Genomic DNA, 24,196 nt, shown 5'->3' with positions numbered 1-24,196 from the left:
ACGCCGCCCCCGAGTCCGCCGTCATGCCGCCGGCACGGCGCTGCCGAGCAGCAACTCCCGAAACGCCGCCGCAGCCGGCGACAGCGAATTGCCCGGTGCACGCAGCAAGGTCATGGTGCGCGCGAACTGCGGCCGGCCGACGGCGCGAATCTCCAGCCCGTTCCATTGCGCCAGCGGCCGCAGCGCCATGGTGACGACTGCGATGCCGAGCCCCTCGCGCGCCAGGCCGATCATGGTCCAGGGCAGTGCGATCTCGTAGGCATAGGCCAGCACGATGCCGCGCTCGGCCAGCTTCTCCTCGAGCATGCGACGCACCGGGTTGCCCGGCAGGTAGCCGATCAGGGGCTCGCGCGCCAGTTGCGCCCATTCGAGCGAACGGCGCGACGCCAGCGGGTGGCTCGGCGGCAGAGCGGCGATGAACTCGTCGGAAGACATGGCGGTGGAAACCAGATCGGTGCGCGCATCGGTCTGCGTGGCAATGCCCAGGTCGGCCACGCCGCTTCGCACCAGTTCCTGGACTTCGTGCTCGGGCACGTCCTGCACCACCACGCGCACGCCCGGATGCGAGGCGCCGAAGGCCCGGATCACCGGTGGCAGCAGCAAGGCGCACTGCGCGCTTGGCGCGGCGACCGCCACGCGTCCGCGCGAGAAACGGGCGAAGTCGCGCGCATCGGCAAAGAGATGGTCCCAGTCCGCGACGAGGCGCCGCGCCGCGGGCAGCAAGGCGGCGCCGGCCTCGGTGACGCGGCAGGCGCGCGTGTGGCGGTCGAAGAGGCGCGTGCCGAGCTGCTTTTCGAGCTTGACCAGGGACGCGCTGAACGACGACTGCGACATGCCCAGGCGCTCGGCCGCACGTGTGAAGTGCCCATGTTCCGCCAGCGCCACGAACACCCGCATCTCGGCCAGGGAGGCTTTCATCGCGAATCCAGATTGATTTATTGGATTGTGCGTCTTTTTCGATTTGCGCCGCGGGCCTATTCTTTGCGTGCACGCAGCATTCGCCGCCCCGTTCGTGCGCCGCCCATTCGTCCGCCCAGGAGTCCTTCATGAGTTCAGCCGGTTCGTCCTCCGTCCACCCTATCGACCAACGATTGCCGGCCGGCAAGTTGACGGCGCTGGGACTCCAGCACGTGCTGGTGATGTATGCCGGCGCGGTCGCGGTGCCGCTGATCGTCGGCCGCGCGCTCAAGCTGAGCCCGGATGAAGTGGCGATGCTGATTTCGGCCGACCTGTTCTGCTGCGGCATCGCCACGCTGATCCAGTCGCTGGGCGCCACGCAGTGGTTCGGCGTCAAGCTGCCGGTGATGATGGGCGTGACCTTCGCCTCCGTGGCGCCGATGGTGGCCATGGCCAACGCCAACCCGGCCACGGCCGGTGCGCAATTGTTGTTCGGCTCGATCATCGGCGCGGGCATCATCTCGATCCTGATCGCGCCGCTGGTCAGCCGCATGCTGCGCTTCTTCCCGCCGGTGGTGACGGGCACCATCATCGCGGTGATCGGCATCAGCCTGATGCGCGTGGGCATCAACTGGATCTTCGGCAACCCTTTCGGCCCGACCGCGCCCAACGTTGTCGACCCGGCCTACACCAAGTGGCTGTCGGACATCACGGCGCCGGGCTCCGCGCTGCCGCCGGTGCCCAAGGGCCTGGCCATCGTGCCGACCGTGCCCAACCCCAAATATGCCGACCTCACCGGCGTGGGCATCGCGGCGCTGGTGCTGGTGTCGATCCTGCTGATCGTCAAGTACGCCAAGGGCTTTGTGGCCAACATCTCGGTGCTGCTGGGCATCGTCATCGGCGCCATCGTGTCCACGATGATGGGCATCATGACCTTCGAGAAGGTCGGCAAGGCGGAATGGGTCGACATCGTGACGCCCTTCCACTTCGGCATGCCGCAGTTCGATGCGCTGCAGATCCTGACGATGACGCTGGTGATGATCGTGGTGATGATCGAATCGACCGGCATGTTCCTCGCGCTCGGCGAGATGACCGGGCGCAAGATCACGCAGCAGGACCTGGCGCGGGGCCTGCGCACGGACGGCCTGGGCACGCTGATCGGCGGCATCTTCAACACCTTTCCGTACACCAGCTTTTCGCAGAACGTGGGCCTGGTGGCGGTGACCGGCGTCAAGAGCCGCTTCGTCTGCGTGGCCGGCGGCGTGATCCTCATCGTGCTGGGGTTGCTGCCGAAGATGGCGGCGCTGGTGGAGTCGCTGCCGACCGTGGTGCTGGGCGGCGCCGGGCTGGTGATGTTCGGCATGGTGGCCGCGACCGGCATCCGCATCCTGGCCAACGTGGACTTCAAGACCAACCGCTACAACGCCATGATCGTGGCGGTGTCGATCGGCTTCGGCATGATTCCGCTGATCGCGCCCAACTTCAAGCAGTGGATGCCGCACAGCATCCACTCGCTGATCGAGTCGGGCATCCTGCTGACCTCGATCTGCGCGGTGGCGTTGAACCTGTTCCTGAACGGGGCGAAGCACGACGAGGACGCGATCATCGCGGCGGCCAAGCAGGCCGAGGCGCATTGAGCAACGCGGGCCGGCATCTGACATGAGGTGGCGGGGTCGGCCCTTCCGGCGGCGCCCGGAGGGGGCCGGCGGAGCAAGCAGCCGTACGGCTCAGGGTTTTCCGCCATACGGCCGGCCGTCTAAAGTGTATACAGTTTGGCGTACACCACGGTGCACGCCGTGGTGATCCCTTTCCCCTCACCCATCACTGCAGGCGGACACCATGGAACACGGCGATCACGGCATCCGGGGCGCAGACCCCCGGCTCATCAACGAAGACCTGGCGCCCGTCACCGGCGCGCGCAAAGGCTGGTCCTACTACAGCGTGTTCGCGATGTGGATGTCCGACGTGCACAGCGTCGGCGGCTACACCTTCGCGGCCAGCCTGTTCCTGCTCGGGCTCTCCGGCTGGCAGGTGCTGGCGGCGCTGGTGATCGGCATCTCGGTGGTCAACGTCCTCATGAACTGGATCGGCCGGCCGAGCCAGCAGCACGGCATTCCGTTCCCGGTGATGGCGCGCGTCAGCCTCGGCGTGATGGGCGCGAACTTCGCGGCGGTAATCCGCGGCGTGGTCGGCATCGTCTGGTATGGCGTACAGACCTACTTCGCGTCCAAGGCGGTGGCCACGCTGGTGCTGGTGTTCTTTCCCGACGCGGCATCGCTGCACGGCATGAGCTTCCTGCGGCTCGACATGCTCGGCTGGGCCTGCTTCCTGTTCATGTGGTTCTTCCAGCTGCTGATCTTCCAGCGCGGCATGGAAGCGATCCGCAAGTTCATCGACTTCTGCGGCCCGGCCGTCTACCTGGTGATGTTCCTGCTGATGGGCTGGATCATCTGGAAGGCCGGCTGGTCGCTCGACCTGACGCTCAGCGACAAGGTGCTGACCGGCGGCGAAGCGTGGATCGCGATGGGCAACGCGGTCCTGCTGGTGGTGAGCTACTTCGCCGCGCTGCTGCTGAACTTCGGCGACTTCTCGCGCTACGCCAAGACCGAGCGCGACATGAAGATCGGCAACTTCCTCGGACTGCCGATCAACTTCATCCTGTTCGCGATCATCGTGGTGGTGGTCACCTCCGGCAGCGCCAAGGTGTTCGGCCACATGATCATGGACCCGATCGAGATCGTCGGGAAGATCGACAACAAGTGGGCCGTCGTGCTGGGTAGCGTGACCTTCATCATCGCCACGATGGGCATCAACATCGTCGCCAACTTCGTCTCACCGGCATTCGACATCGCCAATCTGTTCCCGCGCCACATCAGCTTCAAGAAGGGCGGGCTCATTGCCTCGATCCTGGCCGTCTGCGTCTGCCCGTGGATCTTCGTCGACAGCCCGAAGGCGATCACCGTGTTCGTGAGCGTGTTCGGCGCGGTGCTGGCGCCGATGTTCGGCGTGATGGTGGCCGACTTCTACCTTCTGAAGAAGCAGGTGGTCGACGTCGAGCAGCTCTACACGATGGCGCCCAATGGCCGCTACAACTACGACGGCGGCTGGAACAAGGTGGGCCTGGCTGCGCTGGGCCTCTCGAGCGCCATCGCCATCGGCTGGGAGTTCGCCGCACAGTTGTTCCACGTGATTCCGGACAACAACTTCGGCTGGTTCATCGGGGCGATCGCTGGCGCCGTGATCTACATGGCAATGATGCGGGGCGCCAAGCGAACCTGAGCGCGCAACGCATCAGATCATCGCGAGGGGGGCCTTGCGTCGGGGCGGCGGGTACAGGCGATCGATCGCCGCGATCTCCTCGGGTTCAAGCGTCAATTCGGCGGCGGCGAGGTTCTCGCGCAGGTGTACTGCGCGAACCGCTTTGGGAATGGCGACGACACCGGGCTCGGCCAGCAGCCGCGCAAGCGCGATCTGCGCCGCCGTCACGCCGCGCCGGGCGGCCAGCGCACCCAACTCCGGGCTGGTGGCCAGCGCTCCCTGGTCGATGGGGCTGTAGGCCATCATCGGCTGGCCGTGGTTGCGCAGCCAGGGCAGCAAGCTGAACTCCGGACCTCGCTCGCCCAGCGAGTAGTAGACCTGGTTGGCGGCGCAAGCCTTGCCCTCGCCGAGCGCATTCAGTTCGGCCATGTCGTCGACGTCGAAATTGCTCACTCCCCATTGGCCGATGTCGCCCTGCGCCACCAGCGCCTGCAACGCTGCACAGGTATCGCGCAACGGGTGCGAGCCCTGCCAGTGCAGCAGGTACAGGTCGATGCGGTCGATCCCCAGCCTGCCCAGGCTCCGCGCGCAGGCCTGCACGGTGCCCTTGCGGCTGGCGTTGTGCGGCAGGACCTTGCTGACGATGAACAACTCATCACGCCGCACCTCGCCAGCGCGGATCGCCTCGGCGATCGCCAGCCCAACAACCTCCTCGGAACCGCCGTCGCCGTACATCTCGGCGGTATCGATCAGCCGGTACCCCATGGCGATGGCAGAACGCACGGCCGCGACTTCTGCATCCCGCCGATTCGCAACTTCGCCCAGCCGCCAGGTGCCCAGGCCGAGCACAGGCATCGAGCCGCCTGAAGGCAAGGAAACGGCGCGCGTCATGGCTTCATCCCGCAGAGCTGCAAGTCGTGTCCGGTTTTCATTCGTCGATCTCCCTGCGGCGGGGGTTCGCCGCGGCTGCGCCGTGGAACGGGTCTTGCGTTGGATGCAATGCGCGAGGCCACGTTCTAGCAGCTTGCGTGCTCCGGGAATACCCTCTGCGTTTTCATCGCAATCTTGCCTACATTTCTTGCATGCAAGATTGATCGATGTTGCATGCAACCTTGCACTTTGAACAGGAGCCTCTTTCATGCCCCGTTTCGCGAAATCCCTTTTTGGCCAGGTTGTCATCGCGCTGGTCATCGGCGTGCTGGTCGGCCTGTTCTGGCCCGCCTTCGGCACCAAGCTGCAGCCGCTCGGCGATGGCTTCATCAAGCTGATCAAGATGATCATTCCGGTGCTGGTGTTCTGCGTGGTGGTGCATGGCATTGCCGGCGCGGGCGACCTGAAGCGCGTCGGGCGCGTCGGCGTCAAGGCGCTGGTCTACTTCGAGGTGCTGACCACCATCGCGCTCGCGCTGGGCCTGGTGCTCGCCTTCGTGTTCAAGCCCGGCGTGGGCATGAACGTCGACCCCAAACTGCTCGACGCCTCGGCCATGAGCGCCTATGCGTCCAACGCCGACAAGCTCAGCAGCGGGGGCACGGTCGAGTTCCTGATGCGGCTGATCCCGACGACCGTGGTCAACGCCTTCGCCACCGGCGACGTGCTGCAGGTGCTGCTGTTCGCGGTGCTGTTCGGCTGTGCGCTGACGCTGCTCGGCGACCTCGGCAAGCCGGTCGCGCAGGTGGTGGACGCGCTCTCGCTGGTGCTCTTCAAGATCATGGGCATTCTCATCAAGCTGGCACCGCTCGGCGTGCTCGGCGCCATCGCCTTCACGGTGGGCAAGTACGGCATCGGCTCGCTCAAGCAGCTCGGCATGCTGGTGGCGCTGTACTACGCGTCGGTGCTGATCTTCGTGTTCGGGGTGCTCGGGCTGATCATGCGCATGTCGGGCTTCAGCCTGGTCAAGCTGCTGCGTTACCTGCGCGAGGAACTGACCATCGTCTTCGCCACCACCTCGTCCGACAGCGTGCTGCCGCAGATCATGGCCAAGCTGCGCCACATGGGCATCCGCGACTCGACGGTGGGCCTGGTGATCCCGACCGGCTATTCGTTCAACCTCGACGCCTTCTCGATCTACATCACGCTGGCGGCCGTGTTCATCGCTCAAGCGACCAACACGCCGATCTCGATGTCCGACCTGCTGACCATCCTCGCGATCGCGCTGGTCACCTCCAAGGGCGCGCACGGCGTGCCGGGCTCCGCGATCGTGGTGCTGGCGGCCACGCTGCATGCCATCCCGGCCATCCCCGCGATCGGGCTGGTGCTGGTGCTGTCGGTCGACTGGTTCATGGGCATCGCCCGAGCACTCGGCAACCTGGTCGGCAACTGCGTTGCCACCGTCGCCATCGCGGCATGGGAAGGCGACATCGACCGCAAGCGCGCGCATGCGGTGCTCGACGGCAACTATTCCCCGGACGACGAACCGCTGGCCGAACCCGGCGTGGTCGTGTCGCCCGCACTCACACCCAGCCATTGAAGATGAAGGACCAAGAAGTGCCTGGCGTGGTGCCTCCGATGGCGGCCGTGTCCCCGACGGTCATCGCCGAGCAGGTGGTCGAGTCCATCCTTGCGCAGAAGCTGGCCCCCGGCGAGCGGCTCGGCGAGCAGGCCCTGGCCACCCACTTCGGCGTGAGCCGCACGATGGTGCGCGAGGCGTTGATGCAATTGCAGGCGCGCGGCTTCGTCGAGGTGCAATCGAAGCGCGGCTGGTTCGTGGTGGAGCCGTCGGCCGAGGAGGCGCGCGACGCGTTCTCGGCGCGGCGCATCGTCGAGTCGGGCATCCTCGGCGACGCCGGCAAGCCGCTGCAAAGGGTGATCAAGCGGCTGCGCGAGCACATCGCCGACGAGCAGCGCGCGATCGATGGCGCCGATGCCGCCACCCGCGCCTTCCTGCTGGCCGACTTCCACGTCTGCCTGGCCGAGCAGATGGGCCATCGCCTGCTCAGCGACATGCTGCGCGACCTCACCGCCCGCACCACGCTGGCCGCGACGCTCTACCAGTCGAAGCACGAGGCCGCGCAATCATGCGCAGAGCACGCGGCCATCGTCGCGGCGCTCGAGCGCGGCAACAACGAGGCGGCGCGCACGCTCATGCTCGAGCACATCGGCAACGTCGAGAAGGAACTCGAGGTCGAACGCGCGGTGGAACCTGACGCGCCGACGCGGCTTCGGGCCACGCTGGCGCCGGTTGCCCGGCGACGCATCGCCACCTGAGCGCCCGCTACGCTGCGGTGAATATGAATTCATCGCAACTTCAGCGCGGCGTTTTCCTGGCGTTGCTGGCGGCTGTCACTGCAGGCTTCGCCTGGATCCTGCTCCCCTTCTTCGGCGCCGTGTTCTGGGCCATGGCGCTGGCCATCCTGTTCACGCCGATGTACCGCTGGCTGCTGAAGCGGCTGCCCAAGGGGCACAACTTCGCGGCGCTGGTGACGCTGGCGCTTTGCCTGGTGGTGGTGATCCTGCCGCTGGTCATGATCACCCTGTCCGTGATCGAGCAGGTCACCTTGCTGGCGCAGGCGATCGGTTCGGGGAAAATCAACTTCGCCGCCTACTTCCAGCAGATCCTCGACGCAACGCCGCGCTGGCTGATGGACCTGGCGCGGCGTTTCAACCTCGGCGACATGGGGGCATGGCAGGCACGCATCTCGGCCGGCGCGTCGCAGGCGAGCCAGTCGATCGCGACGCATGCGCTGTCGATCGGGCAGAACACCTTCGAGTTCCTTGTCAGCTTCTTCGTCATGCTGTACCTGTTGTACTTCCTGCTGCGCGACGGCGCGGACCTGTCGAAGACGGTGCGCAACGCCTTGCCGATGGCCCGGCCGCACACGCACTACCTGCTCAACAAGTTCACCACCGTGATCCGCGCGACCATCAAGGGCAACGTGGCCGTGGCCATCGCGCAGGGCACGATCGGCGGGCTGGCCTTCGGGTTCCTGGGCGTGCAGGGCGCGCTGCTGTGGGCGGTGCTGATGGCCTTCCTGTCGCTGCTGCCGGCCGTGGGCGCGGCGCTGATCTGGGGGCCGGTGGCGCTCTACTTTCTCGCGACCGCCCACTACTGGCAGGCCGGCGTGCTGGTGTTCGTGGGCGTGGGCGTGATCGGCCTGGTCGACAACATCCTGCGGCCGCTGCTGGTCGGCAAGGACACGCAGATGCCGGACTACGTCGTGCTGATGGCGACCATCGGCGGCATGTCGATCTTCGGCATCAACGGCTTCGTGATCGGGCCGGCGATTGCGGCGCTGTTCATGGCGGCGTGGGGCCTGTTCGTGGACTCGGGCAACCTGGACGACATGCCGGACGAAGTGGTCACGCCGCCGAAATGATCAGCCCGCCCACCAGCCTTCGGCAAAGCGGCCCTGCATGAACGCGATCAGGCTCAGCACCTTGCCAGGCACCAGCTTCGGCGACGGGAAGACCGCGTGAATCTCCTGCTCGGCCAGCGCATGGTCGGCGAGCACCCGAACCACCTTGCCGGTGGCCAGGGATTCGCTTGCCACGTAGTGCGGCATCATCGCGACGCCCAGGCCGTTGCGGGCCGCGACCAGCACCGCGGAGACGTTGTTGGAGCGCAGGCGGCCCGACACCGACACCGTCACCGGCTCGCCCTTGGGCGTGTGCATCTGCCAGACGTCGTCGCCGACCACGCTGCTGTAGATCAGCGCCACATGCGCGCTCAGGTCCTGCGCCCGCTTCGGCGTGCCATGCGCCTTGAGGTAGCTCGGCGCAGCCACCATGACCCACGGATTGCGGCCGAGGAAGCGCGCACCCAGCGACGAGTCGGCCAGCTTGCCCATGCGGATGGCGACATCGATGCCCTGCGCCACCAGGTCCACATAGCGGTCCTCGAAGCTCAGGTCCACCTGCACCTGCGGATGCCGCGCCATGAACTCCAGCACCTGCGGCACCACCACGCGGCGCCCGAAGGCCACCGACGTGCCGATGCGAAGCAGCCCCTGCGCCTGCGTCTGGCGCAACTGCACCGAGTTGTCGGCCTCCTCCGCATTGCGCACGATGTCCTTGCACTTCTCGTAGTAGAGCGCACCGGTCTCAGTGAGGCTCACGCCGCGCGTGTTGCGGTTGAGCAGGCGCACCTTCAGGCGCGACTCGATCGCGGCCACCTGCTTGGTCACGGTGGGCTGCGTGGTGTTGAACTCGCGCGCAGCCTTGGAGAAGCTGCCGGTCTCCACGACACGCACGAACATTTCCATGGCAAGAAGGCGATCCATTCCATCCACTCCTCGGGCGGGTTGCTGCCGACCGCGGGCCGGCCTGGCAGCGATCGATGGTACTCACTCATTCCGGATTGGAATAGGTTTTATGGCTGCGTACCCACTTCTTGGAAAGCCCTTTGATTCCCAGAATCGAGCCATTCACAAGGAGCTACGACATGGCAAAGATGACAGCGGCGCAGGCCGCAGTGCTGGTGATGGAAAAAGAGGGCGTGACGCAGGCGTTCGGTGTGCCGGGTGCGGCCATCAATCCGCTGTACTCGGCGTTGCGCAAGCAAGGGACGATCGCGCACATCCTGGCGCGCCACGTCGAGGGCGCGTCCCACATGGCCGAGGGCTACACCCGCGCGGTGGCCGGCAACATCGGCGTGTGCATCGGCACCTCCGGCCCGGCCGGCACCGACATGATCACCGGGCTCTACTCGGCCTCGGCGGATTCGATCCCGATCCTCTGCATCACCGGCCAGGCGCCGCGTGCGCGGATCTACAAGGAAGACTTCCAGGCGGTCGATATCGAGTCGATCTCCAAGCCCGTCACCAAGTGGTCCGTCACCGTGCGCGAGCCGGGCCAGGTGCCGCAGGTGTTCCAGCAGGCCTTCCACATCATGCGGTCCGGCCGCCCGGGCCCGGTTCTGATCGACCTGCCCTTCGACGTGCAGATGGCGCAGATCGAGTTCGACATCGACACGTACGAACCGCTCAAGCCCTACAAGCCGGCCGCCTCGCGCGCCCAGATCGAGAAGGCCATCAGCATGCTCAACGCGGCAGAGCGCCCGTTGATCGTCGCCGGCGGCGGCATCATCAACGCCGACGCGGCCGACCTGCTCGTGCGCTTCGCCGAAGCGACCGGCGTGCCGGTGATCCCGACGCTCATGGCCTGGGGCGCGATCCCCGACGACCATCCGCTCATGGCCGGCATGTGCGGCTTGCAGACCAGCCACCGCTACGGCAACGCAACGATGCTCGCGAGCGACTTCGTGCTCGGCATCGGCAACCGCTGGGCCAACCGCCACACCGGCTCGGTCGAGGTCTACACCAAGGGCCGCACCTTCGTGCACGTCGACATCGAGCCGACGCAGATCGGCCGCGTCTTCACGCCCGATTTCGGCATCGTGTCGGACGCCAAGGCCGCCCTGGAGCTCTTCGTCGAAGTGGCCGAGGAGATGAAGGCCAAGGGCCAGTTGCCCGACCGCGGCACCTGGGCCGGCGAATGCCGCCAGCGCAAGAAGACGATGCTGCGCAAGACCAACTTCGCCGACGTGCCGATGAAGCCGCAGCGCGTGTACCAGTGCATGAACAACAACTTCAGCCACGACACCTGCTACGTGAGCACCATCGGCCTGTCGCAGATCGCGGCCGCGCAGTTCCTGCACGTCTACAACCCGCGCCACTGGATCAACTGCGGCCAGGCCGGCCCGCTCGGCTGGACCATCTCGGCAGCGCTCGGCGTTCGCGCCGCGGACCCGACTCGCAAGATCGTCGCGCTCTCGGGCGACTACGACTTCCAGTTCATGATCGAGGAGCTGGCCGTGGGCGCGCAATTCAAGCTGCCCTACATCCACATCGTGGTGAACAACAGCTACCTCGGCCTGATCCGCCAAAGCCAGCGCGGCTTCGAGATGGACTACTGCGTGCAGCTCGGCTTCGACAACCTCAATGCCGGGCCGGACGCGGGCATCGAGGCCAGCTACGGCGTCGACCACATGAAGGTGGTCGAGGGCCTGGGCTGCAAGGGCATCCGCGTCTACAAGCAGGGCGAGATGCAGGGTGCCATCCAGCGCGCCGAGCAACTCATGGCCGAGTACGGCGTGCCGGTGGTGATCGAGGTGATGCTCGAACGCGTGACCAACATCGCGATGGGCACCGAGATCGATGCGATCAACGAGTTCGAGCCGTTGGCCGAAGGGCTCGAGGACGCACCAACTGCCGTTGCGGCAGCCATGCTGGACTGAGAAAGCGCGAATCCTTCTACTGCGGCCGCCGATCTCGGGCCCCTGGTGCTCACCGTACCTGCGTACGGTTCCGCTCCTCGACCCGACCTCGGCGCCCTCGCTACGAAATCTTCACACCTTACGAGCCCCGGGCATCAAGAGCCCAGGCTCCGCGCACCTTCGTATTTCATATCAAGTTGAACCCATGCCCAAATTTGCAGCCAACCTGACGATGCTCTTCACCGAGCTACCGTTCATGCAACGCTTCGAAGCCGCCGCCAATGCCGGCTTCGAGGCTGTCGAATACCTGTTCCCCTATGCCTTCAGCAAACAGGAACTGACTGCCGCGCTGCGCGACAACAAGCTGCAGCAAGTCCTGCACAACCTGCCCGCGGGCAACTGGGACGGCGGCGATCGCGGCATCGCCTGCGACCCGGCCCGCACCGCGGAATTCCGCGACGGCGTGGCCAAGGCCATCGACTACGCTAGCGCGCTGGGTTGCCCGCGCGTGAACTGCCTGGCCGGCAAGCTGCCGGCCGGCGTGAGCCCGCAAGTCGCCAGGGCCACTCTGATCGAGAACCTGCGCTTTGCCGCGAAGGAGTTGCAGGCGGCCGGCATCCAGTTGCTGATCGAGCCCATCAACAGCTTCGACATTCCCGGCTTCTTCCTGACGCGCACCGACCAGGCGCTGGCCATCATCGACGAGGTCGGCTCGCCCAATCTCTTCGTCCAGTACGACATCTACCACGCGCAGCGCATGGAAGGCGAGCTGGGCAACACGCTCAGCAAGCAGCTCGCGCGCATCGGCCACATCCAGCTGGCCGACAACCCCGGCCGCGGCGAGCCCGGCACCGGCGAGATCAACTACGCCTGGCTTTTCAAGCACATCGACGCGATTGGCTATGACGGCTGGATCGGCTGCGAATACAAGCCGCGCACCACCACCGCCGATGGCCTCGGCTGGCGCGAGGCGCTGGCCCCACAAGAGGAGGAGACCAACGCATGAGCACCACCACACCCCAGAAGATCGGCTTCATCGGCCTAGGCATCATGGGCGCCCCCATGGCCGGCCACCTGCTCGAAGCAGGCCACCAGCTTTTCGTCAACACGCATGGCAAGGCGCCCGAGCCCTTCGCGTCGAAGGCCACCGTCTGCCTGACGGCCACCGAGGTCGCACGCCAGGCCGACATCATCTTCGTGATGGTGCCCGACACGCCCGACGTCGAACTCGTGCTGTTCGGCGAAGGCGGCGTCGCGGCCGGATTGTCGAAGGGCAAGACCGTGGTGGACTGCAGTTCCATCGACCCCGTAGCCACCAAGGGATTCGGCAAGAAGATCGAGGCGCTCGGCTGCGGCTACGTGGACGCGCCGGTGTCCGGCGGCGAAGTCGGCGCGAAGGCCGCGAGCCTCACCATCATGTGCGGCGGCCAGGATGCCGAGTTCGAAAAGGTGAAGCCCCTGCTCGACAAGATGGGCAAGAACATCACGCTGGTCGGCGGCATCGGCGACGGCCAGGTCTGCAAGGTCGCCAACCAGATCATCGTGGCGCTCAACATCGCGGCGGTGGGCGAAGCGCTGGTGTTTGCCAGCAAGGCAGGCGCCGACCCGGCCAAGGTGCGTCAGGCATTGATGGGCGGATTTGCGTCATCGCGCATCCTCGAAGTGCATGGCGAACGCATGATCAAGCGAACCTTCGCGCCGGGCTTTCGCATCGCGCTGCACCAGAAGGACCTGAACCTGGCGATGCAGAGTGCACGCGCGCTCGGCGTGGCCTTACCCCAAACGGCCGGCGCCGCGCAACTCATGAACGCCTGCGCCGCGATGGGCCACGGCCAGTCCGACCACTCGGCGCTGGTGCGAGCGCTCGAAGCGCTGGCGCAGCACCCGGTCCAACCGGACTGAGCGTCAAGCCCAAGCCCGAAGCGCCTTCGGCGCTCCGGGCGGCCGAGACAGGCGGCTGCTTTTTCGGGCCGCGGCTCCAAAAGGGGGCACACCCAGCGGCCCCGCAGAGCCGCTTCCGCGGGTGCCCACGAACATCCTTCGCTGTGCTCGCCCCGAGGGGTTCAAGCCGTCAGGGGGCGCCGGCGTGAGGGCCGTCGGGTCAAGCCGTCGCATCCCCTCCTCGCGAATCGCATCCCTGGCTGGACGCCTCCAGCCCCGACGCAGCCAGCGGCGTCTCCAGCTTCCTGCGCCGCCCAGCCCAGGTCGCGAAGGCGCGCACCACGCTGGCCCGCGCCAGTTCGATCATGAATTCCATTCACAGATGATGTGCTGGCGCGATTCTTTTCAAAGGTCCGCCCGAATCGCACGATGGGGGCTAACGACAGGCGCATTCGCATCCTGTCATTCCCACCGACGATACGGAGACATCATGGAAGAACGGACCGAACTTCAGGAAGCCCTGCTCGACAGCTTGCAACGCGTGGTCGACAAGGAAATCGCGCCTATCGCGCAACAGATGGATGAAGAGGAAAAATTTCCCGTCCACCTCGTCAAGATCTTCGGCGAAATGGGGCTCATGCAGGCCCGGGTGCCCGAGGAATACGGCGGCCCCGGCCTCGACCTCACCACCACCTGCATGGCCAAGGAACTCGTGGCCCGCGTGTCGATGACAGGCGCACAGCTCATCAACCAGAACACCATTTCCTTCGTGCTGCCCTTGCTGCACTTCGGCACCGATGAACAGCGCAAGAAGTGGCTGCCGCTGGTGGCCAACGGCGGCGTGGTGAGCTCGGTGGCCATCACCGAGCCGCATGCGGGCTCCGATGTCGGCGCAATGAAGACCACGGCCGTGCGCGACGGCGATCACTATGTCGTCAACGGCCAGAAGTGCTTCATCACCATGGCGCCGCTGGCCGACTACATCACGCTCTTCGCCAAGACTGGCGACACGGGCAAGCGCGGCGTGGACAACATCAGCTGTTTCATCGTCGACATGAAATCAGCCGGCATCACGCTCGGCGGCAGCGAGAAGATGATGGGCCAGCGCGGCACGCCGCATGCGGACATCTTTTTCGACAACGTTCGCGTGCCGGTGGAAAACCGCATGGGCGACGAAGGCCGCGGCTTCACCTCGTGCATGCACATCCTCGACCTGAACCGGCCCACGGTGGCGGCCAGCGCGGTCGGGGTGGCGCAAGGCGCATTCGACATCGCTGTGGCCTATGCCAAGGAACGCAAGGCCTTCGGCCGCGCCATCGGCGAGTTCCAGGGCCTGCAGTTCATGCTGGCCGACATGCACATCCAGATCGAGGCTGCGCGCGCACTGCTCTACAAGTGCACCCGCGCCATTGACGCAGGGCAACTCGACCGCCTGACGGAGATGGCGTCGATGGTGAAGTGCTTCTGCACCGACATGGCCATGAAGGTGACGACGGATGCGGTCCAGATCCTGGGTGGACATGGGTACATCCGCGGCAATCACGTGGAGCGCATGATGCGCGACGCCAAGGTACTGCAGATCTACGAGGGCACCAACCAGATCCAGCGCATGGTCATCGCGCGCCGCGCCCTCGGTTTCCGCTGAGTAGCGCGATGGCAACCGTTGCTGCCGGCGCGCCCGGCGCGCTCTCAGGCATCCGCGTGCTCGACTTCACCTTCGTGATGTCGGGCCCCTACTGCACGCGACTGATGGCCGACCTGGGCGCCGAAGTCATCAAGATCGAATCGAAGAACGGCGACCTCACGCGCAGCCGCCCGCCATTTCGCGAGGGGCGCAGCAGCTACTACGCGTCGCTGAACTGCGGCAAGCGCAGCATCGTGCTCGACCTGAAGACCGATGAAGCGCGGGAGATCGTGCACGCGTTGGTCAAGCAGGCCGATGTCGTGGTGGAGAACTTCCGCCCCGGCGTGATGAAGCGGCTGGGCCTGGGCTACGAGGCGCTCAGCGAGATCAACCCTCGCCTGGTGTACTGCTCGATCTCCGGCTTCGGCCAGGGCAAATCGGGCGACGGCAAGGGCGCGTATGCGCCCACGTTGCACGCGCTCTCGGGTTTCGACGACGCCATGCGCGGCTACCAGGACGATGCGAGCCGCCCGCCCAACACCGGCATCTTCGTGGCCGACGTGCTTGGCGGCTCGCTGGCCTTCGGCGGCATCCAGGCCGCGCTGGTGCAGCGCCAGCGCACCGGCCAAGGCGACCTGGTCGATTTGTCGCTGCTCGATTCGATGGTGAGCCTGCTGGTGTGCGAAGTCGGCGAAGCCCAGTTCCCCGAACAGCCGCTGCACTTCGTCTACAAGCCCACTCCCGCGCGCGACGGTCACCTTGTCGTCGCGCCGACCACGCAGGACAACTTCATCGCACTGTGCAAGGCCGCCGGCCATCCCGAGTGGCTGGAGGACGAACGCTTTGCCACGGGTCGCGGACGCCAGGTGCACTGGGACGCCTTCCTGGCCGAGCTTGCCAAGTGGGCGATGCAGCACACCGCAGAGGAATGCGAACGCATTCTCGACGTGCATCAAGTCCCGTGCTCGCGCTACCTGAACATCGGCGAGACGATGCAGTTGGACGTGGTGAAGGAGCGCGGAACGATGTGCGAGATGGATGACGGTGCCGGCCCCTTCCTGGTCGCGGGAACGCCATTTCGCATGAAGAAGGGCAACGCCGGTCCGCGCGCGCACCTGCCAGCGCTGGGCGAGGACGGCCCCGGGATCCTCGGCGAATTGCTCGGCAAGGACGCCGGCGGCATCGCGCGGCTGCGTGCCGCCGGCGTGCTAGGCGGATGAACGCAAGAACACAAGCCAAGAACCCCGGAGACAAGTTGCAATGAACAACCCGATGACGGCGCTCCTCGCCGGCGCCTGCGCGATGGCGCTGGCGTGCCACGCGACTGCGCAGACCGCCTTTCCTGAAAAACCGATCCGTGTCGTCTTGCCCTTTGCGGCCGGCGGCGTGACCGACGCGATGCTGCGCCTGCTGCAGGAGCCTGTGGCGCGCAGCCTTGGACAGCCGCTGATCATCGACAACCGCCCGGGCGCCGCAGGCATGATCGGCGCGCGGCTCGTTGCCGATGCACCCGCGGACGGCTACACCGTGATGGTGGTGAACACCGGCGTGATCTCGATCACGCCCTTCGTGCAGAAGAGCGCAGGCATCGATCCGCAGAAGCGCTTCGTTCCCGTGGCCGGCCTGTCGAGCGCGCCATCGGTGCTGCTGGTCCATCCATCGGTGCCTGCCAACGACCTGCGTCAGTTCCTCGACTATGCCAAGGCCCATCCCGGCAAGCTCGAATATGCGGTGGTCGGCAAGGGTGCCTACGGCGACGTGGCGACAGCGCTGTTCCAGCGCCAGGCCGGCATACAGATGCTGCCTGTGCCCTACCAGGGTAACGCGCAGACGACGACGGCACTGCTGACCGGTGAAGTGAAGGTTCAGCTCACCATCCTCTCAGGCCCGATGAATGACTACGTGAAGGCAGGCCGCATCAAGGCACTGGGCGTGGCAACGGCGGCGCCGAGTCCCCTCGTGCCCGGCGTGGCGCCGATTGCCACGCAACTGGCCGGCTTCGATGCAGTGGTCTATACCGGCATCGTCGCACCGGCGCGCACGCCACCTGCCATTGCCGAGAAGATCGGCCGCGCCTTCACCAGCGCCCTGGCCGATCCCGCGATTCGGCACCAGCTGAACACGATGGGCATGGAAGCATCGCCGCTGGACGGCAAGGCCTATGGCGAGCGTATCGCGCGCGAGATCGGCACATTCGCGCCTATCGTCAAGGAACTGGGCACTGAATGAACCCGAACAACTTTGTAGTGAATGCAAGGCCGGGGCCATGAAGACTCTAGTTCCGACGGCAGTGATCGCCGTGCACGCACCCGACCAGCAACCAGGCTGACAACCAGATTCAAAAAACCGGAGACATAAAAATGCCCTCGATCATCCGCACGTGCGGCCTTGTTGTCGCATTCGCCCTGCCCATCGCGACCTCGGCGGCCTACCCCGACAAACCGATCCACCTGGTCGTCCCCTATGCAGCAGGCGGCCCGACCGACGCAATGGCCCGCATCCTGCAGGGCCCGTTGCAGCAGGCCCTGGGCGGCGCCACGATCGTCGTGGAAAACGTGCCCGGTGTCGGCGGCGCCTTGGGCGCCCAGCAGGTGCTCCGCGCACCCGCCGACGGCTACACGCTCTTCCTCGGCAACAACGGCCCCAGCGCCGTCACGCCGCTGCTGCAGAAGAACGCGGGCTTCGATCCGGTGAAGGACTTCGCGCCCATCTCCATGGTCGCCAGGTCGACCATGGTGCTGGCGGTGAGCTCAGCCGTTCCCGCGACCAACATGAGCACGTTCCTGGACTGGGCCCGCAAGACGCAAGGCAAGGCCAACTACGCCAGCGCGGGCGTGGGCTCGCTCGGCCACCTCGGTACCGAGTTGCTCATCAAGCAGGCCGGCATCAAGATGACGCACGTGCCCTACAAGGGACAGGCACCCACGCTCAACGCCTTGATGGGCGGCGAGGTGCAGGTGCTGCTGACCACGCCGACCGAAGCCATGCGCGGCCAGATCGCCACCGGCAGGATCAAGCTCGTGGGCGTGACCTCCGACACCACGTCGCCACACGACCCGAAGACCGATGTGGTCGGCAAGTACGTCCCGGGCTATTCGCTGTACTCGTGGTTCGCGCTGCTCGCCAAGGCCGGCACGCCACCGGCCGTCGTCGAACAACTGCATGCCGCCGTCGTCAAGGCGGTGGCATCCGAAGACGTGAGAAAGCGCTTCGATGCGCTCGGCGTCGATGCCGAGAGCAGCGCGCCCGCCCAGGTGATGGACTACGTCAAGCAGGACGTTGCGCGCTGGAGCGTGATCATCCGCGAGCAGAACATCGAACCCGAATAGGCGAGATCACAAACTGGCCCAGCCAGCCTCGAACTTTTCGTTCAGGAAATCGAGGAACGCCCGCACCCTCGGGCTCAGGTTCCGCTTGCTCGGGTAGACCACGTAGATGGGTTCGTCCGAGGCCATCTGGAACTTCTCCAGCACCGGAACCAGACGGCCCGCCGCCAGGTCGGCACCCACGTGCACGTGCGACAGGCTGACGATGCCTACGCCCGCGACGGCATAGGCGCGGAGCAGTTCGGCCGAGTTGCTGCCGATGTTGCCCGTCACGCTCAGCGACACCGGTTCGCTTCCGTCATGCAGTGTCCACGTGCTGCGCACCGAGCCCGGCAGGAAGTTCATGCAGTTGTGATGCTGCAGGTCTTCGAGGGATGTGGGAATGCCCGCCTTGGCAAGGTAGCTGGGTGACGCGCACAAGGTCCAGCGCGTCGTGGAAATGCGCCGGGCGACGAGCGAGGAATCGGGAATCTCGCCGCTGCGGATGGCCACGTCGATATGGTTCTCGAACAGATCGATGGGGCTGGCCGTGAGGATGAACTCCACGCGCATGCCTGGGTGGCGTTCGAGGAACTCCGGAATCACGGGCGAGAGTTGATGCTGTGCGAGCAGCAGGGTTGAATTGAAGCGCAGCACCCCGCTGGCTTGCGCCTTGGTGTTCTGTAGCCCGTTCTCCGCCTCCTCGAGCGCGTCGAGCACGCGGTGCGCGCCCTCCAGGAATTGCTCGCCTTCGCGCGTGAGCTTGAGCACACGCGACGTGCGATGAAACAGCCGCACGCGCAGGCGGTCTTCCAGCCGCTGGATCAGCTTGCTCACGGTCGACGGGTCGCAGTCCAGGCTGCGCGCGGCCGCGGAAAAGCTGGTCTCCTCGGTCACGCGGAGGAACACGTCGAGCTCTCGGATGCGGTCGTTCATGGGTGGCTCTTCGTCGGCGCTGCGAGCTCGGACGTGCGCTGCGGGAAAAACTGCCGCGCGCACGCGCCGCTCAGGTCGTGCAGGATTCGGTACGACCATCGAAGCGACGGCCTGCGCTCGAGATTCACGGAGGCAGGCGGCAACCCGTCACCCCTTCTCGTACACCGCGTCCCTAGGCGCCTCCAGCCCCGACACAGCCAGCGACGCCTTCAAATTCTTCCTCCGCCAGGCCCACGTCGCAAAGGACTGCTTCATGATCGTGATGCACGAGATGTAGTAGATGAGCTTGAAGCCCATCAGCCGCGGCCAGATCGGTGTCTTGCGGAACAGGTCGCCGGCCAGGATCGAGATCAGCGCCTCCTGCATGCGCCACATGTTGCGCGGGTTCATGAAGATGTTGCGGATCGCCGGCGAGGTGATGCGGTAGATGAACCACGAGAACATCTTCGGCCCGTGCCGCATGGTCCGCTCGAATTGGCGGAAGGCCTGCTCCGCTTCCTTTGCCTCGCCCTTGAGCCAGTGGTCCACCGCGGTCGCGCTCGCAAAGGCGCTGTTCATCGCAAGGTACACGCCCGACGAGAACATCGGGTCGACGAAGGCATAGGCGTCGCCGATCATCGCGAAGCGGTCGCCGCGGCAGAACTTGGAGTCGTAGGCGTAGTTACCGGTGGTGGTCGCGCCTTCCAGCAGCGTCGCATCCTTGAGACGCTCGGCCAGCTTGGGCGCCAGCGCAATCGTCTCCATGAGGAAGTCGGTCAGCGTACCGGTGCGCCGCTTGAAGTAGGCGGGCGAAGCCACCGCACCGACGCTGGTGGTGCCGTCGCGCAGCGGGATGAACCAGAACCAGCCATGGTCGAACCAGAACAGCGTGACGTTGCCCTCGTACTTGCCGGGCGTGCGCCTGGCATTGGCGAAGTGGCCGAAGATCGCCGCGCTCGCATGCTTGGGGTTGCGCTTCTTGGCGTCGAGTTGGTTCGACAGCACCGTGTCGCGGCCGCTGGCATCGATGACGAAGCGCGGGCGCCATTCGGTTTCGGCGCCGTCGTCGGCCTTCACCTTGATCAGCGCACGGTTGTCGGGCGTGCCCTTGCCAGCATTCATGTCGACATGCGTGACCTTGTGTCCTTCGAAGGTGCGCGCGCCGCGCTTGCCGGCATTGCGAAACAACAGCTCGTCGAACTCGGAGCGGCGCACGTGCACCGCATAGGGGAAGGACTTGTCCATCGCCTCGCCGAACAGGAACAGGCTGGTGTGGTCGTGCCAGGGCGAGACGAATTCGCCGCCGTGCTTCGTGATGCCGATGTTCTCGACTTCCTTGCGCACGCCCAGGCGATCGAACAGGGGCATGTTCATCGGCAACAGCGACTCGCCGATGTGAAAGCGCGGGTGCTGCGCTTTCTCGAGGAGAACCACGTCGTACCCCTTCTCCGCCAGCAGGGCCGACACCGTCGAGCCCGCCGGGCCGCCGCCGATCACGACGACATCGGGCGATGCTTCATCAAGATTCTGTATTGCCATGAAAGCGCGCCTCCTCCGGCGCATTGTGATCCCAGCCCTCCCCGATTGCGGACTGGAGTTTATCCACCGGCGCACCCCGACTGACTGCCAAAACATGCCACCGTGCTTCCACTACGCGAACGCAGAGCACTTTTGGAGTAGCCTTCCGAGCCCAGAGAACGAAGGAGATTTTCAAATGGCCGCCCCCCTGTCACCGGCAGAAGAAGCGCTGCGCGAAGCAGCCCGCGAATACCACCGCAGCCCCGTCAAGGGCAAGATATCCGTCACGCCCACCAAGCCGCTGATGAACCAGCGCGACCTGTCGCTGGCCTATTCGCCGGGCGTCGCCTACCCCTGCCTCGACATCGAGGCCGACCCTGCGATGGCAGCCGAGTACACCTCGCGCGGCAACCTGGTGGGGGTGGTCACCAATGGCACCGCCGTGCTGGGCCTGGGCAACATCGGCCCGCTGGCGAGCAAGCCGGTGATGGAGGGCAAGGGTTGCCTGTTCAAGAAGTTCGCCGGCATCGACGTGTTCGACATCGAACTGGCCGAGAACGACCCCGACAAGCTGGTCGACATCATCGCCGCGCTGGAACCCACGCTCGGCGGCATCAACCTCGAGGACATCAAGGCGCCCGAGTGCTTCTACATCGAGAAGAAGCTGCGCGAGCGCATGAACATCCCGGTGTTCCACGACGACCAGCACGGCACCGCCATCATCTCGGCCGCCGCCTTGCTCAACGGGCTGGAACTGGTCGGCAAGAAGATCGAGGACGTGAAGATCGCCGTCTCCGGCGCGGGCGCGGCGGCCATCGCCTGCCTGGACGTGATGGTCGGCCTGGGCGCGAAGATCGCGAACATCTACGCGGTCGATTCCAAGGGCCTGATCTACGAAGGACGTGCCGGCGGCTTCGACGAATCGAAGAAGCGCTACGCCCAGAAAGATACGGGTGCGCGCACTTTGGCCGACGTGGTCGACGGTGCGGACGTGTTCCTCGGCTGCTCGGCGCCCGGCGTGCTGTCGGCCGACATGGTCAAGACCATGGGCACGCAACCGATCATCTTGGCGCTGGCCAACCCGGAGCCCGAGATCCGGCCCGAGCTGGCCAAGTCCGTGCGGCCCGACTGCATCATCGCCACCGGCCGCTCGGACTATCCGAACCAGGTCAACAACGTGCTGTGCTTCCCCTACATCTTCCGCGGCGCGCTCGATTGCGGCGCGAGCAAGATCACGGAAGAGATGAAGCTGGCCTGCGTGCGCGAGATCGCCGACCTGACCAAGGCCGACATCAGCGAGGAAGTGGCCACTGCCTACGAAGGCCAGGAGTTGGCTTTCGGCCCCGACTACATCATTCCGAAGCCCTTCGACTCGCGCCTGATCCTGCGCATCGCGCCGGCCGTGGCCAAGGCCGCTGCGGAATCTGGCGTGGCGGCACGACCCATCGAGGACATAGAGGCCTATCGGCAGCACCTGATGCGCTTCGTCTACCAGACCGGCATGTTCATGCGCCCGGTGTTCAGTGCGGCCAAGGTTGCCACCGCCAAGCGCGTGGCATACGCCGAAGGCGAGGACGACCGCGTGCTGCGCGCCGCGCAACTGGCCGTGGACGAAGGCCTGGCGCGACCCATCCTCATCGGGCGCCCGAACATCATCGAGGCACGCGTGAAGAAGGCCGGCCTGCACCTGCGGCTGGGCGAGGACGCCGAGGTCGTCGACCCCGAGAACGATCCGCGCTTCCGCAACTACTGGGAGGCGTACCACAAGATCATGGGCCGCCGCGGCATCACGCCCGACGCCGCCAAGGCCATGGTGCGCCGCTCCAACACCACCATCGCGGCGCTGATGGTGCACCTGGGCGACGCCGACGCGATGCTCTGCGGCCTGGTGGGCCGCTTCGACAGCCATCTGAAGATCCTGCGCGAGGTCACGGGCCTGAAGCGCGGCGCCCCCGGCTTCGCCGCGCTGAACGCGCTGACGCTCGACAAAGGCACGCTGTTCATCGCCGACACCTTCATCCACGAGGACCCGAGCGCCGAGATGCTCGCCAGCATCGCCGTGATGGCCGCCGAGGAGGTGCGCCACTTCGGACTGCCGCCCAAGGTGGCGTTCCTGTCGCATTCCAATTTCGGCTCGTCGGAGCGGGCCTCCGCACGCAAGATGCGGCTGGCGCGCGACCTGTTCTCGCGCATGGCGCCCGACGTCGAGTGCGACGGCGAGATGAACGGCGACGCCGCGCTGTCGGACGAAGTGCGCAACAAGGCGCTGCCCGAGAGCTCGCTCAAGGGCGAAGCCAACCTGCTGATCTGCCCGAACCTCGACGCCGCGAACATCCTGTTCAACGTGCTGAAGATGACCGGCAGCAACGGTGTGACGGTGGGCCCGATCCTGATGGGTGCGGCAGCTTCCGTGCACATCCTCACGCCGAGCGCCACGGTGCGGCGCGTGGTCAACATGACGGCGCTGGCGGTGGCGAACGCGGGGATCCACAAGTAGGGAGCCGCCTCGAGGCCGCAGGCCGGGGGACATTCGCGGAGGGGAATACCCGCTGTCCCCGGCCCGCGCTCCGCCGGACGCACCTCACGGCTTCGGCAGCGCCTCCAGCCACTGCTGCATCTGCGTCTTCCAGAACTTCGCCATGCCGGTGGTGCCGTGGCCGCGCGTGTCCTTGCTGGCCGGGATCAGGTAGAGCTTCGCGTTCTTCACGCGTTTGAGTTCGCGCTCCATGATGCCCAGCTCCGGCGGGTTGCGTTCATCGTCGGCGGAGTTGATCGCGAGCACCGGTACGCGGATGCGCTCGAGCTGCGGCGATGGGTTGTAGTCGCGCGATGAATCCCACTGGTAGAGGAAGTCGTTCGCATCGGGGGTGAACGGCGCCGCCAGCCGCGCGTCCAGCAACTTGTCGGCGGCTGCGCGTGTCGGCGCCTGGTCCTGGTAGGCCAGCGTACCGCCGATGGAGACGATGCCGAAGAACGCATTCGCCACGCGAACGGCCTGCGGTTGCGTGGTGTAGTTGCCGTTGTTCCATGCGGGGTCGTTGCGGATCGAATCGATGACCATGCGCCGCATCATCCAATTGCGGCCGGACATCTCGGAAGGCTGCGAGGCCATCGGCACCAGCGCGTCCATGAAGTCGGGATGCTGCTCGCCCCACATCCAGGTCTGCATGCCGCCCATCGAATTGCCGATGACGAGGCGCAGGTGCTTCACGCCAAGCCCTTCGGCGAGCAGGCGATATTGGCCCTGCACCATGTCGTCGTAGTTGTAGCGCGGGAACTTCGTGCGCAGCCCGTCCGATGGCTTGGCCGACTTGCCGTGGCCCACCGCATCCGGAAGGATGATGAAGTACTTCGCGGCATCGAGCGGCTGGCCCGGACCGAACAGTTCCTCCCCGAAGGCCGGCGACAACATGCTGCCGCCGGAGCCCGCCGTGCCGTGCAGCACGAGCACCGCCTCATTGGCGGGCGAGCCGAGCGTGGTGTAGTGCAGGCGCACCTCCGGCAGGACCTCGCCGGTGCTGAAGCGGAAGTCTTTCGCGACCCAGTCACCCTCGCTCGCGGGCGGCAAGGCGGCGGCCGATGCGGTGAGCGCGACGGATGCAAGGAGGAACAGGGCAGCGCAGGCCCGGCGCAGTGTTGTTGTCATGG

Annotated in this window: 20 protein-coding genes; 13 read left to right on the top strand and 7 right to left on the bottom strand. The window is 66.0% G+C overall.

Annotated features, from left to right (window positions below):
- Positions 1 to 21 precede the first annotated feature (21 nt).
- Positions 22 to 918, bottom strand: a complete 897-nt coding sequence (locus HCU76_RS01795) for a LysR family transcriptional regulator (protein WP_218508266.1) — start codon at positions 916 to 918, stop codon at positions 22 to 24.
- 128 nt (positions 919 to 1,046) lie between these two features.
- Between HCU76_RS01795 and HCU76_RS01790 the strand changes: the two genes are divergently transcribed.
- Together HCU76_RS01790 and HCU76_RS01785 are read left to right on the top strand one after the other, a co-directional pair.
- Positions 1,047 to 2,534 carry a nucleobase:cation symporter-2 family protein gene (locus tag HCU76_RS01790; protein WP_218508265.1) on the top strand — a complete coding sequence of 496 codons (1,488 nt, stop codon included), beginning with the start codon at positions 1,047 to 1,049 and terminating at the stop codon, positions 2,532 to 2,534.
- A gap of 202 nt (positions 2,535 to 2,736) precedes the next feature.
- Positions 2,737 to 4,176 (top strand): NCS1 family nucleobase:cation symporter-1, encoded by a 1,440-nt coding sequence (locus HCU76_RS01785; RefSeq protein ID WP_213955426.1) that lies wholly within the window; start codon positions 2,737 to 2,739, stop codon positions 4,174 to 4,176.
- Between the two features lie 12 nt (positions 4,177 to 4,188).
- On the opposite strand, the gene HCU76_RS01780 is transcribed toward HCU76_RS01785, so the two are convergent.
- Positions 4,189 to 5,046 (bottom strand): aldo/keto reductase, encoded by an 858-nt coding sequence (locus tag HCU76_RS01780; RefSeq protein WP_218508466.1) that lies wholly within the window; start codon positions 5,044 to 5,046, stop codon positions 4,189 to 4,191.
- Between the two features lie 247 nt (positions 5,047 to 5,293).
- Between HCU76_RS01780 and HCU76_RS01775 the strand changes: the two genes are divergently transcribed.
- Genes HCU76_RS01775 through HCU76_RS01765 form a run of 3 tightly spaced genes read left to right on the top strand, consistent with a single transcriptional unit; the run spans position 5,294 to position 8,468 of the window.
- Positions 5,294 to 6,622, top strand: coding sequence for a C4-dicarboxylate transporter DctA (locus tag HCU76_RS01775; RefSeq protein ID WP_213955424.1), 1,329 nt, complete (start codon positions 5,294 to 5,296; stop codon positions 6,620 to 6,622).
- Between the two features lie 38 nt (positions 6,623 to 6,660).
- Positions 6,661 to 7,359, top strand: coding sequence for a GntR family transcriptional regulator (locus tag HCU76_RS01770; RefSeq protein WP_213955487.1), 699 nt, complete (start codon positions 6,661 to 6,663; stop codon positions 7,357 to 7,359).
- 23 nt (positions 7,360 to 7,382) lie between these two features.
- Positions 7,383 to 8,468, top strand: a complete 1,086-nt coding sequence (locus tag HCU76_RS01765; RefSeq protein ID WP_213955423.1) for an AI-2E family transporter — start codon at positions 7,383 to 7,385, stop codon at positions 8,466 to 8,468.
- Here HCU76_RS01765 and HCU76_RS01760 read toward each other — a convergent pair whose 3' ends face one another.
- Complete coding sequence (locus tag HCU76_RS01760; protein ID WP_213955422.1) at positions 8,469 to 9,371, bottom strand: LysR family transcriptional regulator; 903 nt, start codon at positions 9,369 to 9,371, stop codon at positions 8,469 to 8,471.
- A gap of 161 nt (positions 9,372 to 9,532) precedes the next feature.
- Here HCU76_RS01760 and gcl point away from each other — a divergent pair, with 161 nt between their 5' ends.
- From gcl to HCU76_RS01745, 3 genes are all read left to right on the top strand, one after another.
- Positions 9,533 to 11,326 (top strand): glyoxylate carboligase, encoded by a 1,794-nt coding sequence (gcl, locus tag HCU76_RS01755; protein WP_218508264.1) that lies wholly within the window; start codon positions 9,533 to 9,535, stop codon positions 11,324 to 11,326.
- A 184-nt stretch (positions 11,327 to 11,510) separates the two neighbouring features.
- Complete coding sequence (gene hyi / locus HCU76_RS01750; RefSeq protein ID WP_218508263.1) at positions 11,511 to 12,311, top strand: hydroxypyruvate isomerase; 801 nt, start codon at positions 11,511 to 11,513, stop codon at positions 12,309 to 12,311.
- Positions 12,308 to 13,207: a 2-hydroxy-3-oxopropionate reductase gene (locus tag HCU76_RS01745; RefSeq protein ID WP_218508262.1), complete on the top strand. Its 900-nt coding sequence runs from the start codon at positions 12,308 to 12,310 to the stop codon at positions 13,205 to 13,207. Before hyi ends, HCU76_RS01745 begins: the two co-directional genes overlap by 4 nt.
- 199 nt (positions 13,208 to 13,406) lie before the next feature.
- On the opposite strand, the gene HCU76_RS01740 is transcribed toward HCU76_RS01745, so the two are convergent.
- Positions 13,407 to 13,562 (bottom strand): hypothetical protein, encoded by a 156-nt coding sequence (locus HCU76_RS01740; protein ID WP_218508261.1) that lies wholly within the window; start codon positions 13,560 to 13,562, stop codon positions 13,407 to 13,409.
- A 114-nt stretch (positions 13,563 to 13,676) separates the two neighbouring features.
- Between HCU76_RS01740 and HCU76_RS01735 the strand changes: the two genes are divergently transcribed.
- The 4 genes from HCU76_RS01735 (at position 13,677) to HCU76_RS01720 (ending at position 18,139) form a co-directional block, all read left to right on the top strand.
- Entirely contained in the window at positions 13,677 to 14,831 is a 1,155-nt protein-coding gene (locus HCU76_RS01735) for an acyl-CoA dehydrogenase family protein (protein ID WP_218508260.1), read from the top strand.
- A gap of 8 nt (positions 14,832 to 14,839) precedes the next feature.
- The gene (locus HCU76_RS01730) at positions 14,840 to 16,030 is read left to right on the top strand and encodes a CaiB/BaiF CoA-transferase family protein (RefSeq protein ID WP_218508259.1); all 1,191 of its coding nucleotides are present in this window, start codon (positions 14,840 to 14,842) and stop codon (positions 16,028 to 16,030) included.
- A gap of 40 nt (positions 16,031 to 16,070) precedes the next feature.
- Positions 16,071 to 17,039 (top strand): tripartite tricarboxylate transporter substrate binding protein, encoded by a 969-nt coding sequence (locus HCU76_RS01725; RefSeq protein ID WP_218508258.1) that lies wholly within the window; start codon positions 16,071 to 16,073, stop codon positions 17,037 to 17,039.
- Between the two features lie 131 nt (positions 17,040 to 17,170).
- Complete coding sequence (locus HCU76_RS01720; protein ID WP_218508257.1) at positions 17,171 to 18,139, top strand: tripartite tricarboxylate transporter substrate binding protein; 969 nt, start codon at positions 17,171 to 17,173, stop codon at positions 18,137 to 18,139.
- Between the two features lie 6 nt (positions 18,140 to 18,145).
- On the opposite strand, the gene HCU76_RS01715 is transcribed toward HCU76_RS01720, so the two are convergent.
- Together HCU76_RS01715 and HCU76_RS01710 are read right to left on the bottom strand one after the other, a co-directional pair.
- Positions 18,146 to 19,051 carry a LysR family transcriptional regulator gene (locus tag HCU76_RS01715; protein WP_218508256.1) on the bottom strand — a complete coding sequence of 302 codons (906 nt, stop codon included), beginning with the start codon at positions 19,049 to 19,051 and terminating at the stop codon, positions 18,146 to 18,148.
- A 147-nt stretch (positions 19,052 to 19,198) separates the two neighbouring features.
- The gene (locus HCU76_RS01710; RefSeq protein ID WP_218508255.1) at positions 19,199 to 20,569 is read right to left on the bottom strand and encodes an NAD(P)/FAD-dependent oxidoreductase; all 1,371 of its coding nucleotides are present in this window, start codon (positions 20,567 to 20,569) and stop codon (positions 19,199 to 19,201) included.
- Between the two features lie 175 nt (positions 20,570 to 20,744).
- Between HCU76_RS01710 and HCU76_RS01705 the strand changes: the two genes are divergently transcribed.
- Positions 20,745 to 23,045 (top strand): NADP-dependent malic enzyme, encoded by a 2,301-nt coding sequence (locus HCU76_RS01705; RefSeq protein ID WP_218508254.1) that lies wholly within the window; start codon positions 20,745 to 20,747, stop codon positions 23,043 to 23,045.
- 84 nt (positions 23,046 to 23,129) lie between these two features.
- Here the strand turns inward: HCU76_RS01705 and HCU76_RS01700 are convergent, their stop codons facing one another.
- Positions 23,130 to 24,194, bottom strand: a complete 1,065-nt coding sequence (locus HCU76_RS01700; RefSeq protein WP_213955416.1) for an alpha/beta fold hydrolase — start codon at positions 24,192 to 24,194, stop codon at positions 23,130 to 23,132.
- Between the last annotated feature and the right edge of the window lie 2 nt (positions 24,195 to 24,196).

Origin of the sequence: Variovorax sp. dw_308, assembly GCF_019207085.1 — a bacterium.
In the GTDB taxonomy this organism is placed as follows: domain Bacteria; phylum Pseudomonadota; class Gammaproteobacteria; order Burkholderiales; family Burkholderiaceae_C; genus Variovorax.
This window is presented reverse-complemented; position numbering and strand designations above follow the sequence as displayed.

Excerpts from the sequence above, each read along its gene's own strand:
- HCU76_RS01795 (WP_218508266.1), bottom strand. The coding sequence starts at position 918 with ATGAAAGCCTCCCTGGCCGAGATGCGGGTGTTCGTGGCGCTGGCGGAA.
- HCU76_RS01790 (WP_218508265.1), top strand. The coding sequence starts at position 1,047 with ATGAGTTCAGCCGGTTCGTCCTCCGTCCACCCTATCGACCAACGATTG.
- HCU76_RS01785 (WP_213955426.1), top strand. The coding sequence starts at position 2,737 with ATGGAACACGGCGATCACGGCATCCGGGGCGCAGACCCCCGGCTCATC.
- HCU76_RS01780 (WP_218508466.1), bottom strand. The coding sequence starts at position 5,046 with ATGACGCGCGCCGTTTCCTTGCCTTCAGGCGGCTCGATGCCTGTGCTC.
- HCU76_RS01775 (WP_213955424.1), top strand. The coding sequence starts at position 5,294 with ATGCCCCGTTTCGCGAAATCCCTTTTTGGCCAGGTTGTCATCGCGCTG.
- HCU76_RS01770 (WP_213955487.1), top strand. The coding sequence starts at position 6,661 with ATGGCGGCCGTGTCCCCGACGGTCATCGCCGAGCAGGTGGTCGAGTCC.
- HCU76_RS01765 (WP_213955423.1), top strand. The coding sequence starts at position 7,383 with ATGAATTCATCGCAACTTCAGCGCGGCGTTTTCCTGGCGTTGCTGGCG.
- HCU76_RS01760 (WP_213955422.1), bottom strand. The coding sequence starts at position 9,371 with ATGGATCGCCTTCTTGCCATGGAAATGTTCGTGCGTGTCGTGGAGACC.
- gcl (WP_218508264.1), top strand. The coding sequence starts at position 9,533 with ATGGCAAAGATGACAGCGGCGCAGGCCGCAGTGCTGGTGATGGAAAAA.
- hyi (WP_218508263.1), top strand. The coding sequence starts at position 11,511 with ATGCCCAAATTTGCAGCCAACCTGACGATGCTCTTCACCGAGCTACCG.
- HCU76_RS01745 (WP_218508262.1), top strand. The coding sequence starts at position 12,308 with ATGAGCACCACCACACCCCAGAAGATCGGCTTCATCGGCCTAGGCATC.
- HCU76_RS01740 (WP_218508261.1), bottom strand. The coding sequence starts at position 13,562 with ATGGAATTCATGATCGAACTGGCGCGGGCCAGCGTGGTGCGCGCCTTC.
- HCU76_RS01735 (WP_218508260.1), top strand. The coding sequence starts at position 13,677 with ATGGAAGAACGGACCGAACTTCAGGAAGCCCTGCTCGACAGCTTGCAA.
- HCU76_RS01730 (WP_218508259.1), top strand. The coding sequence starts at position 14,840 with ATGGCAACCGTTGCTGCCGGCGCGCCCGGCGCGCTCTCAGGCATCCGC.
- HCU76_RS01725 (WP_218508258.1), top strand. The coding sequence starts at position 16,071 with ATGAACAACCCGATGACGGCGCTCCTCGCCGGCGCCTGCGCGATGGCG.
- HCU76_RS01720 (WP_218508257.1), top strand. The coding sequence starts at position 17,171 with ATGCCCTCGATCATCCGCACGTGCGGCCTTGTTGTCGCATTCGCCCTG.
- HCU76_RS01715 (WP_218508256.1), bottom strand. The coding sequence starts at position 19,051 with ATGAACGACCGCATCCGAGAGCTCGACGTGTTCCTCCGCGTGACCGAG.
- HCU76_RS01710 (WP_218508255.1), bottom strand. The coding sequence starts at position 20,569 with ATGGCAATACAGAATCTTGATGAAGCATCGCCCGATGTCGTCGTGATC.
- HCU76_RS01705 (WP_218508254.1), top strand. The coding sequence starts at position 20,745 with ATGGCCGCCCCCCTGTCACCGGCAGAAGAAGCGCTGCGCGAAGCAGCC.
- HCU76_RS01700 (WP_213955416.1), bottom strand. The coding sequence starts at position 24,194 with ATGACAACAACACTGCGCCGGGCCTGCGCTGCCCTGTTCCTCCTTGCA.